Annotated in this window: 13 protein-coding genes; 9 read left to right on the top strand and 4 right to left on the bottom strand. The window is 68.0% G+C overall.

All coding sequences use genetic code 11. The annotated features are described in order from the left end of the window. Positions 1-12 precede the first annotated feature (12 nt). Both AB4Z55_RS03045 and AB4Z55_RS03040 read right to left on the bottom strand, forming a co-directional pair. Positions 13-1,263, bottom strand: coding sequence for an esterase/lipase family protein (locus tag AB4Z55_RS03045; RefSeq protein ID WP_369519091.1), 1,251 nt, complete (start codon positions 1,261-1,263; stop codon positions 13-15). Positions 1,264-1,382: 119 nt separating this feature from the next. Further along, positions 1,383-2,027, bottom strand: a complete 645-nt coding sequence (locus AB4Z55_RS03040; RefSeq protein ID WP_369519090.1) for a class I SAM-dependent methyltransferase — start codon at positions 2,025-2,027, stop codon at positions 1,383-1,385. Between the two features lie 139 nt (positions 2,028-2,166). On the opposite strand from AB4Z55_RS03040, the gene AB4Z55_RS03035 reads away from it, so the two are divergent. The 9 genes from AB4Z55_RS03035 (at position 2,167) to AB4Z55_RS02995 (ending at position 13,744) form a co-directional block, all read left to right on the top strand. Next, a complete protein-coding gene (locus tag AB4Z55_RS03035) occupies positions 2,167-2,958 on the top strand; it encodes an LLM class F420-dependent oxidoreductase (protein WP_101820508.1) in 792 nt (263 codons plus the stop codon). A gap of 57 nt (positions 2,959-3,015) precedes the next feature. After that, positions 3,016-5,058, top strand: coding sequence for a TPM domain-containing protein (locus tag AB4Z55_RS03030; RefSeq protein WP_354562475.1), 2,043 nt, complete (start codon positions 3,016-3,018; stop codon positions 5,056-5,058). A 221-nt stretch (positions 5,059-5,279) separates the two neighbouring features. Beyond that, positions 5,280-7,370, top strand: coding sequence for a PhoX family phosphatase (locus AB4Z55_RS03025; RefSeq protein ID WP_239403000.1), 2,091 nt, complete (start codon positions 5,280-5,282; stop codon positions 7,368-7,370). Positions 7,371-7,634: 264 nt separating this feature from the next. Continuing rightward, positions 7,635-8,438: an SDR family NAD(P)-dependent oxidoreductase gene (locus AB4Z55_RS03020; RefSeq protein ID WP_101820533.1), complete on the top strand. Its 804-nt coding sequence runs from the start codon at positions 7,635-7,637 to the stop codon at positions 8,436-8,438. Between the two features lie 82 nt (positions 8,439-8,520). Then, a complete protein-coding gene (locus AB4Z55_RS03015) occupies positions 8,521-9,648 on the top strand; it encodes a DUF5938 domain-containing protein (protein WP_165629353.1) in 1,128 nt (375 codons plus the stop codon). 7 nt (positions 9,649-9,655) lie between these two features. Further along, positions 9,656-11,188, top strand: a complete 1,533-nt coding sequence (locus AB4Z55_RS03010; protein ID WP_354562474.1) for a long-chain fatty acid--CoA ligase — start codon at positions 9,656-9,658, stop codon at positions 11,186-11,188. A gap of 95 nt (positions 11,189-11,283) precedes the next feature. Continuing rightward, positions 11,284-11,913, top strand: coding sequence for a TetR/AcrR family transcriptional regulator (locus AB4Z55_RS03005; RefSeq protein ID WP_239403002.1), 630 nt, complete (start codon positions 11,284-11,286; stop codon positions 11,911-11,913). 90 nt (positions 11,914-12,003) lie between these two features. After that, complete coding sequence (locus AB4Z55_RS03000) at positions 12,004-12,450, top strand: MarR family transcriptional regulator (protein WP_354562473.1); 447 nt, start codon at positions 12,004-12,006, stop codon at positions 12,448-12,450. Between the two features lie 16 nt (positions 12,451-12,466). Beyond that, complete coding sequence (locus AB4Z55_RS02995) at positions 12,467-13,744, top strand: MFS transporter (RefSeq protein WP_239403003.1); 1,278 nt, start codon at positions 12,467-12,469, stop codon at positions 13,742-13,744. Positions 13,745-13,747: 3 nt separating this feature from the next. On the opposite strand, the gene AB4Z55_RS02990 is transcribed toward AB4Z55_RS02995, so the two are convergent. Together AB4Z55_RS02990 and AB4Z55_RS02985 are read right to left on the bottom strand one after the other, a co-directional pair. Then, positions 13,748-14,389 carry a YoaK family protein gene (locus tag AB4Z55_RS02990; protein ID WP_239403004.1) on the bottom strand — a complete coding sequence of 214 codons (642 nt, stop codon included), beginning with the start codon at positions 14,387-14,389 and terminating at the stop codon, positions 13,748-13,750. A 68-nt stretch (positions 14,390-14,457) separates the two neighbouring features. Then, positions 14,458-14,847, bottom strand: coding sequence for a hypothetical protein (locus tag AB4Z55_RS02985; protein ID WP_239403005.1), 390 nt, complete (start codon positions 14,845-14,847; stop codon positions 14,458-14,460). Between the last annotated feature and the right edge of the window lie 29 nt (positions 14,848-14,876).

Here is a 14,876-nt window from a genome sequence, read left to right as displayed (position 1 = left end):
CCCGATCTGGTTCTACGACGACCGGCCGGCGGGCAGCGCCCTTCGTGGAGTGAGGTGACCCAGCAGCCAGGCGTAGATTGCGTCGCTGTTCAGCAGGGTGAAGTGGTGCGCGCCACCGATATGGAAACCCTCCTGGAACTTCAGACCACGACGCCGGCGTGTGTGCTGCCCGCGCCCACTCGGTGCGAGCACCAGGCCGTCACCGAGCAGGCGACCCAGCGGATTGTCGGGGTCGCGGGTGATCGTCGCGGTGACGAAGAGATGCCGAGCGCCGTCGAGCAGCGGGACGTCGGCCCCCGGCGGTTGCGACCACGCGTCCGGGTCGTGACCGATCCAGTCGTCGTCGGTCAGGCTGCCGTGGAACAGGTCTCGCACGCCCGCGCTGCGCCGTCGCAGCAGTGACCCGATGGGACGCGTGACCGGCGTCCGCCGCAGGGCGTTGGTGGCCAGATGGACGCCGCGGGCCAGGGGTGCGCCGAGATGCGGCGTGCCCAGGCACACCGTTTCCGACACCAGGCCCGTCCAGTAGTCGCCGCGCTGATCGGCTGTGTGACAGGCACTTCGGATGACGAGCCCACCCATCGAGTGGCCGATGAGGGTCAACCGCGTCACCGGGGTCGGCCAGAGCAGCACGAGGGCGTCGAGCAGGTCCGCGAGGGCACGACCGTTCTCGCTGATATGACGCCCGGTGTTGTAGCGGACCTGGACCTCGGTGGCGCCGAGGTCGCCGGTCAGTCGCTCACCGTACGTCGGTTGGTCGCCGAGCGCCCATGCGAACTCGGATTCCATCAGTCCGTGCAGGAATACGACGACGTGCCCACCCGCATCGGGGAAACCGTCGCGGAGCGACTCTGCGTCGAGTGCCACCGGCCGGCCGTCGACGCGGATCGACATGTCGGTGGTCAGAGGTGAGCCCGCGGTCTCCAGCTCGTCGCCGATGAGTCCGTTGAGGATGCCGAGCAGCACTGCACCGCGGTGGGTCTGCGACGGTGCGCGACCCTCAGACCACGGCGCGTATTCGGCCGCCGACCGACCGGCGTCGAGCGCCGCGGCAATCGAGGTGTAGGCGCCCTCACTGATGGCGTCGTGCACCATGCGCGCCGAGTCGACCGAGCTTCCCAACACCGGCCGGAGCATCCGGAAGACACCACCGGCGATGACACGGTGCATGGATCCGACTCCGCGCGCCGCAGCGCCGGCTTCGTAGAGCCCGAGGTCGGTGAGCGCCCGCAGCTCGGCCTCACGCGTGGTCGTGGCGGTCATGCCCCGAGTGTACAGGTGTGCACTGAATTCGCGGTGCGATCGCAGCGCACCCCTTCAGCCGACGCTGCCCGATCAAGTTGCGGCTCGCCCGGCTCTCGGACCACACCGCAACTCCGATCTCAGGCTGGACGGCGTCGGGCCCGGAACACCACGTCGTGCGTGTGGTGACCGCCTCCTGCCGCCCGCCCACGCTCCCGCGTCTCATCGGTCACGATCTCCCAGTCCTCTCCGAGCAGATCCGCGAAGTCGCCGGGCTGCACGTAGGCGTCGGGGTCGAAGCCGTGCGCCCGAACGCCCTCGGGGGCGTGCGCGACCACCAGTAGGGACCCGCCGGGTCCGACGGCCTCGACCATTCGGCGTGCGGCGTCGATGTTCTCCTTCGGGATCGGGAAGTAGTGCGCCGTCACGAGACCGACGTCGGCGGCGGGCACGTCATCGGCGATCACATCGGCACGCAGCCAGGTGATCGACGGTCGCGGGTCGATCTCGCGGGCCCGGTCGACCGCGACCTGTGAGATGTCGAGGGCCGTGACCTGCCATCCACGGTCGGCCAGCCACCGGGCGTCGGCGCCCTCGCCCGACCCGACGTCGAGTGCGGTGCTCGGGTCGAGGTCGGACACCTCGGCGACGAGTGCGGGGTTGACGTCGGACGTCCAGAGCCGATCCGCGCCGCGGTAGCGCGCATCCCAACCCTCGGCAGATCCCGGATCGTGGGGCTTCGCGGGCTGGGTCATGGTGTCGGGGCTGCTGTCGTCGGTGGCCATGCCCTCGACTGTGGCATGCGAGATCGCGGGTCGCCAGAACGGTTGCCGATGCGGCAAGAATCGACCCGGGGTCCGGGTCGACCCGGGTCTCCCGTCACGTCCGTCGACGAACCTGCCGACAGCGGGCAGACTGGTCGACATGGCCTTCCCCATTCGCATCGGTGTCCAACTCCAGCCCCAGCACGCACCCGAGTACTCGCTGATCCGTGACGCGGTCCGCCGCGCCGAGGACACGGGTGTCGACGTCGCGTTCAACTGGGATCACTTCTATCCGCTGTACGGCGCCCCGGAGGGCGAACACTTCGAGTGTTGGACGATGCTCGGCGCGTGGGCCGAGCAGACCTCCCGCGTGGAGATCGGCGCGCTCGTGACCTGCAACTCCTACCGCAATCCGGAATTGCTCGCCGACATGGCCCGCACGGTCGACCACATCAGTGGCGGCCGCCTGATCCTGGGCGTCGGAGCCGGCTGGTTCGAGAAGGACTACGACGAGTACGGATACGACTTCGGCACCGTCGGGTCCCGTCTGAACGATTTCGGCGCGGCGCTGCCGAGGATCAAATCGCGTCTGGCCAAGCTCAATCCGGCTCCCACCCGCGACATCCCGATCCTGATCGGCGGCAGCGGCGAGAAGAAGACCCTGCGCTACATCGCCGAGCACGGCGACGTCTGGCACGGTTTCAACGACGTCGAGCAGTACCGGCACAAGGCCAAGGTGCTGGCCGACCACTGCGCCGCCGTGGGGCGCGACCCCGAGACCATCGAACGGTCCTCGGGTGTCCAGTTCGACGGGGACACCGACGCCCTCCTGCGCGACGCGGACGCGCTCGCCGACGAGGGCGTCACCTTGCTGACCGTCGGCGTCACCGGCCCCGACTACGACCTCACCGCACTCGAGGCGCTCTGCCGCTGGCGCGACTCGCGGAACTGACCCGCGTAGCGTGCGGCGTCGACGACACCGCACGTCCGCACGGCTAGGTTTGTGATCATGCATCGAGTGCCGGCACTTCGGGAACTGCTGACACGCGTGGCCTCGGCGGCCGCGCTGGTGGGATTGCTGGGCTTGATCGTGGCCCTGGCATCACCCGGCGCGGCGTCGGCCGAACCGCCGACCCGGCTGCCCACCTACGTCGTCGACTCCGCCGACGCGATCACACCGGAACAGCGCACCGAGCTCGAGGCGGCGATCGACGCGCTCTACAACGACCACGCGGTCCAGATGTGGATCGTGTATGTCCGCGACTTCGACGGCCTCACCAGCGAACAGTGGGCCGATCAGACCGCCGTCGCCAGTGAGTTGGGTGATCACGACGCCCTGCTCGCCGTCGCGACCGAGGACCGGGCGTACCGGTTGTTCGCCCCCGACAGCGTCGGCGGCCTGGATCAGTCCACGCTCGAAGAGGTGGCCAACGACGACGTCGTCCCGCAGCTGCGCGACGGCAACTGGGCGGGTGCCGGGCTCGCGGCGGTCAACGGGCTGTCCGGAGCGCTCGAGCCGAGCCACACCGGCGTGATCGCGGCCGGGGTCGTCGGCGGGGTGATCGTGCTCGGCGGCGGCGGCGCCTACCTCTACTCACGACGACGGAGGCAACGTCGGATCTCCGAAAGCGTCGAGACCCTGCGTGAGCAGGAACTGACCGTGGACCAGTTGGCCGCCCAGCCCGTCGAGGTGCTCGACCCGTGGTCACGCGAAGTGCTCACCGACCTGGACAACGCGATCCGGACCAGCAAGGAAGAGCTACAGCTTGCGGTGGGCGAGTTCGGGGAGGTCGAGACCGCGCCGTTCACGGACACCGTACGACGGGCCGAGGAGGCTCTGGCACGGGCGTTCGCATTGCGGCAACGGCTCGACGACAACGTCCCCGAGACCGACGACGAGCGCCGCTCGATCCTGGTGCAGATCATCACCACGAGCACCGAGATCGACGGCGTGCTCGACGATCAGGTCGAGAACTTCGACGCGATGCGCAATCTGCTCATCAACGCGGACTCGAGGTTCGATTCGATCACCCAGCAGTTGATCGGCCTCCGCGCCCGGCTGGAATCGGCGTCCCAGCAGCTCACCGACCTCATCGGCAAGCACGGCGAAGCCACCCTGACCTCCGTTCTCGACAATGTCGATCTCGCCCGGTCCCAGATCGACTTCGCCGAGGCCACCGCGGACCAGGGCCGCGCCGCGATCGCCGCGCCGGTGGGTCAGCAGGGCCCGGCGGTTGCCGCGATCCGATCGGCGGAGGGTTCGATCGAGCAGGCGACCGTGCTCCTCGACGCCATCGACCACGCGGATGCAAACATCGCCGCCGCCCGCTCCCGGATGCCTGCGCTCATCGCCGAGGTCGAGGAGGAGCTCGCCGAGGCGGACGCCCTGGCGGAGGCCGGTGGACCGTCACTGGTGAGCGCGATCAAGACCGCGCGCACGGCGGTTGCCGGCGCGCGCGGCAACTTCGACGCCGACCCCCTGGGCACCTTCACCGCGCTGGTCGACGCCGACGCCGACCTCGACGACGCGCTCGCGGCCGCTCGCGATGCCGCTGCCGAACGCATCCGCCGCGCGCAGGTCCTCACGGCCGCACTCGAGTCGGCCGGCGCGAAGGTGACCGCGGCCGCGGATTTCATCGGCACCCGCCGCGGTGCCATCCAGTCCACCGCTCGCACCCGGCTCGCCGAAGCGCAACGCCTCCTCCAGTCCGCCACGGACCTTGCTGCCACCGATCCACCCGCGGCGACGGAGACGGCGCGTCGTGCCGGTTCGCTCGCCGATCAGTCCTTGATGGCCGCCCAGGGTGACGTGGTCAGCTGGCAACAGTCGCAGCAGCGGCACCCGACCGGCGCGTCCACCGCCGGCGCGGTCCTCGGCGGCATCCTCGTCGACAGTTTCCTGCGCGGCACGATCGGCGGTCGCGGAGGGGGATTCGGCGGCGGCTTCGGCGGCGGCTTCGGGGGAGGCGGCTTCGGCAGCGGTGGCCGCAGTCCGGGATCGTTCGGCGGCTCCGGGTCCTCGGGCCGGATCGGCACCGGCGGTCGCTTCTGAATCGCCGGCGCCGGGAGCGAAGCGAGCGGGCCGAATCAGAACACCGGCGCCGGGAGCGCAGCGAGCGGGCCGAATCAAAAGCCGCGATGTTCCACGTGGAACCAACAGGGGTGTTGGGTTGCCGTTCACAATCGGGTAGCCATCGGTTCGCTTCGCCCTCCTAACGTGCTCCTCGTCGTGCGCCGGCCCCGTGGCGCGACCATGCTTTCAGAGGAGCCCGTGTGCGTATTCCGTTGCAGCTGTTCATGTCCACCGGTGAGGATGCCGGGCGCTCGTCTCGCGCCTACGTGACCTGCCGCTACAAGTGCGGCGACGCCTGCCGGCACGATCCGGGCAACTCGAGCGACAACACCTACTTCCGGGACGTCGTCCGGACAGCGGTGTCGCGTCGCAGCGTCCTGAAGACCTCGGCCGGCGCCGCCGTGGCCGTCGGCGCAACATCCCTCCTCGCGGCGTGCGGGGATTCCGGTTCGTCCGACCCGGCGTCGTCGAGCGGCACCCCGTCCGGAGATGCACTGCCCGGCATGAAGTTCGATGCCGTGGCGCCGAACACCGAGGACGCCGTGGTGATCCCGGACGGATATCGCCAGGAGGTCGTGATCAGGTGGGGCGACCCGATTCTGCCCGGCGCACCCGAGTTCGACTTCGCCAACCAGACCCCGGAGGCGCAGGCCGGGCAGTTCGGGTTCAACAACGACTTCGCCGGGCTCATCCCGGTCGACGGGGTCGCCGACCATCACTACCTGGTCGCCAACCTCGAGTATCCGACCGAACCGTTCATGTTCACCGGGTACATCGACGGCGAACCCACCGAGCAGCAGGCCAGGATCGCGATGGCGTCGGTCGGCATCGCGATCGTCGAGGTCACCTCGCAATCCGGGAGTGGTGCACTCAAACCCGTTGTGGGTCCGCGTAACCGGCGGCTCACCGCGTCCAGCCCGTTCCGCCTGACGGGTCCTGCCGCGGGCAGCGAGTTCGTCAAGACCGCAGCCGACCCGGCCGGGACGACCGTCCTGGGGACCTTCGCGAACTGCTCCGGCGGACTGACCCCGTGGGGCACCATGCTCTCCGGCGAGGAGAACTTCAACAACTACTTCGCCAACCCGAGCACGATCACCGAACCCAAGGCGGCGGAGCGACTCGAACGCTACTCCTTCGAGGACGACGGGGACGAGCACCACTGGGGACGGTTCGACAAGCGCTTCGACCTGGCTGTCGAGCCGAACGAGGGCAATCGCTTCGGCTACATCGTCGAGGTCGACCCGCATGATCCGAATGCCGTTCCGGTCAAGCACAGTTCGATGGGCCGGTTCAAGCACGAGTCGGCGAACATCTACGTGGTCGGCAGCGGCCCGGACAAGGGCACCGTCGTCGCGTACAGCGGCGACGACGAGCGTTTCGAGTACATCTACAAGTTCGTGTCGAGCCGGAAGATGAAGTCCGGACTGTCGAAGACCGCGCGTGAGCACAACATGGGCATCCTCGACGAGGGCACGCTCTACGTCGCCACCTTCACCGGCGACTCCCCCGATCCGGTCGACGGCTCCGGCACTCCGCCCGCCTCAGGGAAATTCGCGGGCAAGGGATCGTGGAAACCGCTGTTGACGGTCAACGCCGACGGTTCGGCACGCTCCTACGTCTCGGGGATGTCACCCGCTGAGGTGGCGGTCTTCACCCGTCAGGCCGCCGACACCGTCGGCGCGACCAAGATGGACCGGCCCGAGGACATCGAGCCGAACCCGAAGACCGGCAAGGTGTACTGCGCACTGACGAACAACGACGACCGAGGCACCGACGGGAAGGCCGCCGCCGACGCCGTGAATCCCCGCAACGAGAACAAGAACGGCCAGGTTCTGGAGATGACCGACGACCACACCGGTACCGAGTTCACCTGGGAACTCCTGCTGGTGTGCGGTGATCCCGGCGCCGCCGACACGTACTACGGCGGCTTCGACAAGACCAAGGTCAGCGCCATCTCCTGCCCCGACAACGTCGCCTTCGATCCGCACGGAAACCTGTGGATCTCGACCGACGGCAACGCGCTCGACAGCAACGACGGCCTGTTCGCGGTTGCGCTCGACGGCGAGCGGCGCGGCGAGACCAAGCAGTTCCTCACCGTGCCCAAGGGCGGTGAGACCTGCGGCCCGATCATCGACACCGATCGCGTCCTCATCGCCGTCCAGCACCCGGGCGAGCTCGACGACCACTCCGCCGACAACCCGGCGTCGCACTGGCCCGATGGCGGTGACTCCCAGCCGCGACCCGCCGTCGTCGCCGTGTGGCGGGACGGTGGCGCCGAGATCGGCGTCTGATCACGGCTTCCCGATCGCGGCGCCCCTGAACTCTCCATCCGGGTGAGTTCGGGGGCGCCGTCGTCTGCCGGGATCGCTCGACTGCTCACCTTCATCGGCACGACCCGACCCGACGCGCCGGGGGTTCGTGACAGTCGTCAAGTTTTTTCTTGACGACTGTCAAGCTTTCGACTTAGTGTGGCGTGCGACACAGATCGCATCGACTGTGTTTCGCTCTCCGCCGGCGCTGACGGCTCGCGGCGGTTCCTACTGGAGGTGTCAACGATGACGAGTTATGACCTGACCGGACGAACCGCGCTGGTCACCGGCGGCGCGCAGGGTCTCGGGGCCGGAATGGCCGAGGCTCTTGCCGCTGCGGGTGCCTCCGTCGCGATCGGCGACGTGAACGCCGACGGCGGTCGGCAGACCGTCGAATCCCTACGCGCGCAAGGCGCGAAAGCCGAATTTGTCGCTCTCGACGTCACCGACGACTCGGCCTGGGAGGCGGCGGTGGCGTCGACCGTCGAGGCCCTGGGAGGTCTCGACATCGTCGTGAACAACGCCGGCATCGAGGTGACGAACCTCCTGGTCGACCTCGATGCCGGAGAGGCGTCGAAGATGCTGGACGTCAACGTCTTGGGTACGGCCCTCGGCATCAAGCACGCGTTCCGCGCCATGCGTCCCGGCGGTCTCGCGGGCAAGGGCGGCGCAGTCGTGAACATCGCATCCGTCGCTGCGACAATCGCTTTCCCGGGGATCAGCGTCTACTCCGCGACGAAATCGGGGATCGATCGCCTCACCCGCGTCGCGGCCGCGGAGTCGGGCAAGCTGGGGTACGGCGTCCGCGTCAACTCGATCTATCCCGCGCTCACCCCGACCGCGATGGGCAACAAGCTCGCCGTCGAGACCGCCGCGCTGGGTCTGTTCGAGTCGCCGGAGGCGGCTGCACAGGCCGTCGCGGAGCTGACTCCCCTGGGCCGGCTCGGCCAGGTCGACGACATGGCCGACGCCGTGGTCTTCCTCGTCTCCGACGCCGCGAAGTTCATCACCGGCGCCGGCCTGCCGGTCGACGGCGGGATGGGGATGTAGCAAGCTCATCGAACCCCGCACGTCACAACGCTTTCCACGAACATCCGAACCAAAACCGTTTCCAGACACGAGGAGTCCCACCATGCCCACTGACAAGCGCGTCGTCGTCTACGGAGCGTCCGGTTACACCGGTCGGCTGATCTGCGAATATCTGCGCGAGTACAACATCCCGTTCCTGGCGGCGGGTCGCGACCATGCCCGGCTGAAGAGCGCGGTCGAGGCGGTGCCCGGCATCGACACCGTCGCCTACGACATCGTCGAGGTCGAGCACACGGTCGAGGCACTCACCGAGGCGTTCCGCGGCGCCGACGTCGTACTGAACACGGTCGGACCGTTCGCCCGCTACGGTCACGAGGTCGTCCAGGCCTGCCTGGAGATCGGGGCCCATTACACCGACACCAACGGTGAGCAGAACTGGATGATCGACGCCGAGGCCCGGTACGGTGCCGAATTCGCCTCGCGCGAACTGGTGTTGACCCCTGGGCTGGCTCAGATGTACTCGATCGGCGAGATCGCGGCGAACATCTGTCTGGAGAACCCGGGACTGGACACCCTCGACATCCAGGTGTTCTGGAAGGGCCACCCGACGGTCGCGTCGACCAACACGATCCTCACGAATGCCGCGTTCGCGAAGGCGTACTACCTCGAGGAGAACGAGTACGTCGAGTGGCCCGCGGACGAAGGTCTGTACACCGTGAGCGTGCCCGGCCAGCACGATCTCGGGCTCGCGCTGCCCTGGGGCGGAACGTCACACCCGGTGTGGTTCAAGAACGATCCGCGCGTGGCCACCGCCAAGGCGCTCGGTGGCGTGTTCAATCGTCCGCTGATGCAGGGCGTTCCGGTCCTCGTTGCGGCTGCGCTCGAACAGATGGAGGGCAAGTCCGAGGAGGAGAAGTATCGCATCATCGACGAGCAGTCGGCCGCCATCCGCAGCGAGATGCCGCCGCGGGAGAATCCGCGCCTGAACACCTCGCTCGACTCGGTGTACGCGTCGGGACCTCTGGGTCGGGCGCACTGTGTGATCCACGGCAACTCCAACTACAAGCAGACTGCGCTCCTCAACGCGCATGCCGCCAACGAACTGCTGCAGGCACGTCCCCGCCGCGTCGGCTTCGTGTCCAGCTGCCAGGCCTTCGGGCACCGCGAATTGCTCGGTACACTGCGGGCTTTCGGTCTGGTGCTGGACCCGATCGTCTCCGTTCACCGCTGAGGTCGGCGTGCGACTCTCGGAGTACCTCGACAAGGGCGCCTCGATGGGACGCGATGCGCCCTGCCTCACCACCGGCGGCGTCACCGCGACCTACGGCGAGGTTCAGGACCGTTCGTCCGCGATCGCGGGAGCGTTGCAACACAACGGGATCGAGGCGGGCGATCGGGTCGCCGTCCTGTCGTCGAACGACCCGCTGGCATTGACGTGCGTCTTCGGTATCTCGCGCGCCGGCGCGGTGTGGTGCCCGGTCAATCCCCGAAACGAGGCCGACGAGAACCGGCAGCTGTTCGACCTCTTCGGGTGTCGGCTGCTGTTCTTCCAGGCGAAGTTCGCCGGGTTGGTCGAGAAGATCAAAGATCAGCTACCTCAATTGGATCGGCTCGTGTGCCTGGACGGCGACGTCGCGTGGGCGACCTCCTTCGACTCCTGGCTCGACGCGCACCGCGCGGAGCCGGACGAGAGCCGACGACCCGACGGCGGCCTGTGCATGCTGGCCGGTACCGGCGGAACGACCGGGCGTCCGAAGGGGGTGCGACTGACCGAGGACAACATGATGACCTCGACCGCGCTGGCGCTGATGAGCTACCCCTTCGGCGACCGGCCGCGCTACCTCGCGCTGGCCCCACTGACCCACTCGGCGGGGGTGCTGACGTTTCCCATCCTCAGCCTCGGCGGCGAGGTCGTGATCATGCCGGCACCCGACATCGGCGAGTTCCTGGCGCTGATCGAGCAGCACCGCATCACCCACGCGTTCCTGCCGCCGACAGTGATCTACGGGGTGCTCGACCATCCTGATCTCGACAGTCGGGACCTGACCTCGCTGCGATGTCTCTGGTACGGCGCAGCCCCGATGTCGCCGACCCGCCTCGAGGAGGCGCTGACGCGGATCGGTCCGGTTCTGGGCCAGCTGTTCGGACAGACCGAGGCACCCAACATGATCGCGACCCTGGCGCCGGCGGAGCACTTCCACGACGACGGCTCGATGGCGACCGAGCGGTTCAGCTCGGCCGGCCGGCCGACACCGCTGACCACGGTGGCGATCATGAGCGACGACGGAACGCTGCTGGGTCGCGGGGAACGAGGCGAGATCGTCGTCCGCGGTCCGCTGGTCATGGACGGTTACCACCAGAACCCCGCGGCCACCGCCGAGGTCAGTGCACACGGCTGGCATCACACCGGAGACATCGGCTACCTCGACGACTCCGGCTACCTCTTCGTCGTCGACCGCGCCAAGGACATGATCATCACGGGCGGCTTCAACGTCTACTCGGCCGAGGTCGAGCAGGCGCTCCTCGCGCACCCGGCGGTCAAAGACTCGGCGGTGATCGGTCTACCCGATCCCAAGTGGGGCGAACGGGTGACGGCCGCCGTCGAATTGCGCGCCGGGCAGCAGGTCGACGCCGCTGACCTGATCGTGTTCGTGAAGGAACGGATCGGCAGCGTCAAGGCCCCGAAGGAGATCGAGATCTGGACCGAGCTGCCGCGGTCGAAAGTCGGCAAGATCCTGAAGACGGAGGTTCGCGGCGCGTTCGGCCGGTGACGCTCAGCCCGCCGGACTGGACGAGTGTCAAGTCCGGCGGGGTGGGTACACTGAGGCCTCGTAACTCCAACGATTTCTCCAGCAAGGACGGCGAGATGACGCAGGTCGTCGACCGGCAGGCCCGTATCGAGGCCCGCTCGCGCGACAAGTTCCAGGCGAAGCGTGACGAGCTCGCCATGGCAACTCTGACGACGCTTGCCGAACTGGGTTACGCACGCACGAGCCTGCGGGAGATCGCCCAGAACTCCGAGTACTCGCACGGGGTGCTGCACTACTACTTCACCGACAAACTCGACCTCATCGCCCACGCGGTCCGGCAGTACGAAGCCGTCTGCGTGACCCGCTACGACGAGGCCGTCGCCAACGCCACCGATGCCGCGCACCTGCGCGACGAGTTCGCCGACACGTTCTTCGCCGGCATGCACTCCGAGGCCTCCATCCACCGACTCTGGTACGACCTGCGCAACCAGAGCATGTTCGACGACTCGTTCCGCTCCGACGTCATCGAGATCGAGAGCCGGCGCGAAGAGATGATCTGGCGCGTGGTCGAGCGGTACTGCGAGTTGTCGGGAACAACACCCGTGGTGACACCCGCAGTCGCGTACATCGCACTCGACGGCATCTTCCAGCGCGGTCTGCTCAGCGAGATCGACGGCAGGCCGGAGGGCGTTGCAAACGCCCGACTCGACCTCATCGCCTTCTTCGACGTCGTGGGGCACCTCTGACCGTCTGACCACTCCGTTCGCGCGTTCGTGCGCAGCATCACAACCCCCTGCCCTAATACTTCGAAGTCCTAAGTATTAGACTCTCTAAACGTGTCCGCTTCCGAACCCGCGCAGCTCGCCCAGACCCTGCGGCCGACGATCACCAGGCTGTACCTGGCACTTCGCCGACGCGCACCGTCGGTCGAGCTGACCGCCGCGCAGACCTCAGCCCTGAGTGTTCTCGCCGACCACGGGTCGATGCGCATGGGTGAATTCGCCGACCGCGAATCCATCCGCATGCCGACAGCGACGTCGGTGATCGACGGACTCACGAAACACGAGCTGGTCGACCGCAGCCCCGATCCGACCGACCGTCGCGCCGTCCTCGTCGGCCTCACCGATCACGGACACGCCTTGGTGAAGCAGATCCGCAAGGAGCGGGACGTCATCCTCACGGGTGCGCTCGCCGAGCTCACCGATGAGCAGCGCGACGCCATCGCCGCCGCGGGTCCCGCCCTGCAGGCGCTGCGCGACCGACTCGACAACCATTCCGCCTGATCTGGCAAAGGACCCCATGACCGTCACCGAACACACCCCGAGCGACACCCTCGCGAGCACGGCTCAGACCGAGCCGTCGATGCTCGCGTCCTTACGAGCGCAACCGCGTGCCGTGTGGATCACCGCATTCGCCGCCGTCATCGCCTTCATGGGCATCGGCCTCGTCGACCCGATCCTGCACAGCATCGCCGAGGCGCTGAACGCCCCGCCGGAGAAGCTCACGCTCCTGTTCGGCGTGTATGTCGGCGTCCAGTGCGTCGCGATGCTGCTGACCGGTTGGGCCGCATACCGTTTCGGGCCGAGGCGCACGCTCACCGTCGGGTTGGGACTCATCGTCGTCGCTGCCGGCGTCTCGGCCTTCGCCGACAACATCGACCAGCTCATCGCCTACCGCGTGATCTGGGGTCTCGGCAACGCGCTGTTCCTCGCCACCGCACTGGCTTTCATCGTCCAGTCGGCGGTCGGGAACCGGAACAGCGCCATCATGATGTACGAGGCCGCGCTGGGCATCGGCCTCGCGGTCGGACCGCTCCTGGGCGCCACACTCGGTGAATGGACCTGGCGCGCACCGTTTGCCGGGACCGCACTACTGATGCTGGCCGGCGCTGTTCTCTGTGCGGTCATGCTCCCCGCCGACGGCCCGCGATCCGAGCGCGTCCGGGTGCGGATCGTCGACCCGATCAAGGTCCTGCGCAACCGCACCCTGTTCGTCACCTCCGTCGGGTCCGCGTTCTACACGGGCGCACTGTTCACCGTGATCGCCTGGGCACCCATCGCGATGGGACTCCGGCCCATCTATGCGGGACTGGTCTTCTTCGGCTGGGGTCTGCTCACCGCGGTCGCAGGCGTCTTCGTGGCACCGCTCCTGGCGCGGCTCGTCGGCGAGAAGGCCGGGGTCATGGTGGCCATCTCGACGTACGGGCTGGTCATGGTGCTCGCCGGGGTCGGCACGGCCACCGGACAGGTCTGGCTGATCGGGCTGGCCGTCATCCTCTCCGGCTTCCCGTCCGGCGTGCTCAACACCCTCTTCACCGACGTCGCGATGTCGGCGGTCGGCGGCGACACCCCGCGTTCGGTCTCCAGTGCCGGATTCAGCTTCCTGCGCTGGATGGGCGCCGCCATCGCAGCGGTCCTCGTTGCGTACCTCGCGAAGTGGACCGGCTCGGAGGCGACTCCGTGGTGGTTCGCCACCGGGTACTGCGTCGTCGCCCTCGGCGCGGTGTCGCTGGCGAAGGTCGCCCACGACCGCAAGGTCGCCGACGACGCCGCCCTCATCGGGGCCGAGGAGTTCTGAGGCTCAGGGGGCGGGGATCGGCCTGACGTTCCGATGCCCCTGGATGCACACCACCGCGGTGAGCACGGCGGCCAGCCCCATCGCCCAGGACATGTGCGCGTAGCGCAGCAGCACAGCACCGACGACCGCGCCGGCGAACAGGGCGAGAATGGCCGCCGACCGCCTGTTCCACCAGCCGCGCCACCCTCCGGTGAAGAGGTCCGCGGACAGTTGGGTGAGCGTCGACGTCACGACGACGGTGGTCATGTCCTTGATCGCGAGCTTGCGCGCCACACACGCCTGCACACCCATGACCCCGGCGGTGGCACACGCCGCCACGATCTCGAAGTGCGCCGAGTCCGCGACCCGGGGAACCGCGAACAGCGCGGTGAGAGTCACCAGAACCGCGCTACCCATCCCCAGTAACCCGGTGGTGAGCGACGTCCACGACGTGTCCTGACGCCGGAGCAGGAACCCGGCGACGGCTGCTGCCAACGTGAACGTCGCCAGTGCCGCCAGCGGCCCGGCCACCGGCAGATCATCCGCGCCGGCCGCGCCCATGCCGAGGATCACGACGTTGCCGGTCATGTTGCCGACGAAGACGCGGTCGAGACCGAGGTAGCCCACCGCATCGACCAGTCCGGTGACGAAGGTCAGAACGACCATGAGAGACACCGCGTGGACGGGTCCCCGCCTGCTTGCCTGGGCAGATCTCGACAGGGTTGCGCCCGCGGTCATCTGGTGAAGGAACCGCGGTCGTTGTGCTCCCATGGGAGTTCGTGCTCGCTCGGCGATTCGTCGAGCAGTTCGACGATGAAATGGGTGACGCTGCGGTCCTCCAGATTTCGGATGCGATGTGGTTTCAGAGGCAGTTCGCGCCCCACCGTCTTGTAGAGGACAAATCCCGCCTGGGCGACCTGGCTGATCCCCCACTCGTCGTCACCCAGGTCCTGGCCCTGCGCGGTACCGGGTTCGGGCCACACGACGACGTGGTCATGGTGATGCTGGTGGAAGTCGAACATCCCGTGCGGCTCGAGCGTCATGGACCAGACGCGCACGCGGTCGTTCTCGAAGAGAAGTGTGTCGCCGGGCGTCGGCGGGATGTCGCGATCTGCGGTGGACATGGGACCTCCTGTATTGGATGCTATTTTTG

It is taken from the genome of Gordonia sp. ABKF26, from assembly GCF_041103195.1.
Classification (GTDB): domain Bacteria; phylum Actinomycetota; class Actinomycetes; order Mycobacteriales; family Mycobacteriaceae; genus Gordonia; species Gordonia terrae.
Note: the sequence above shows the minus strand (reverse complement) of the source record. Positions and strands in the feature narration are given on the sequence as shown.

Excerpts from the sequence above, each read along its gene's own strand:
- AB4Z55_RS03045 (WP_369519091.1), bottom strand. The coding sequence starts at position 1,263 with ATGACCGCCACGACCACGCGTGAGGCCGAGCTGCGGGCGCTCACCGAC.
- AB4Z55_RS03040 (WP_369519090.1), bottom strand. The coding sequence starts at position 2,027 with ATGGCCACCGACGACAGCAGCCCCGACACCATGACCCAGCCCGCGAAG.
- AB4Z55_RS03035 (WP_101820508.1), top strand. The coding sequence starts at position 2,167 with ATGGCCTTCCCCATTCGCATCGGTGTCCAACTCCAGCCCCAGCACGCA.
- AB4Z55_RS03030 (WP_354562475.1), top strand. The coding sequence starts at position 3,016 with ATGCATCGAGTGCCGGCACTTCGGGAACTGCTGACACGCGTGGCCTCG.
- AB4Z55_RS03020 (WP_101820533.1), top strand. The coding sequence starts at position 7,635 with ATGACGAGTTATGACCTGACCGGACGAACCGCGCTGGTCACCGGCGGC.
- AB4Z55_RS03015 (WP_165629353.1), top strand. The coding sequence starts at position 8,521 with ATGCCCACTGACAAGCGCGTCGTCGTCTACGGAGCGTCCGGTTACACC.
- AB4Z55_RS03005 (WP_239403002.1), top strand. The coding sequence starts at position 11,284 with ATGACGCAGGTCGTCGACCGGCAGGCCCGTATCGAGGCCCGCTCGCGC.
- AB4Z55_RS02995 (WP_239403003.1), top strand. The coding sequence starts at position 12,467 with ATGACCGTCACCGAACACACCCCGAGCGACACCCTCGCGAGCACGGCT.
- AB4Z55_RS02990 (WP_239403004.1), bottom strand. The coding sequence starts at position 14,389 with ATGGTCGTTCTGACCTTCGTCACCGGACTGGTCGATGCGGTGGGCTAC.
- AB4Z55_RS02985 (WP_239403005.1), bottom strand. The coding sequence starts at position 14,847 with ATGTCCACCGCAGATCGCGACATCCCGCCGACGCCCGGCGACACACTT.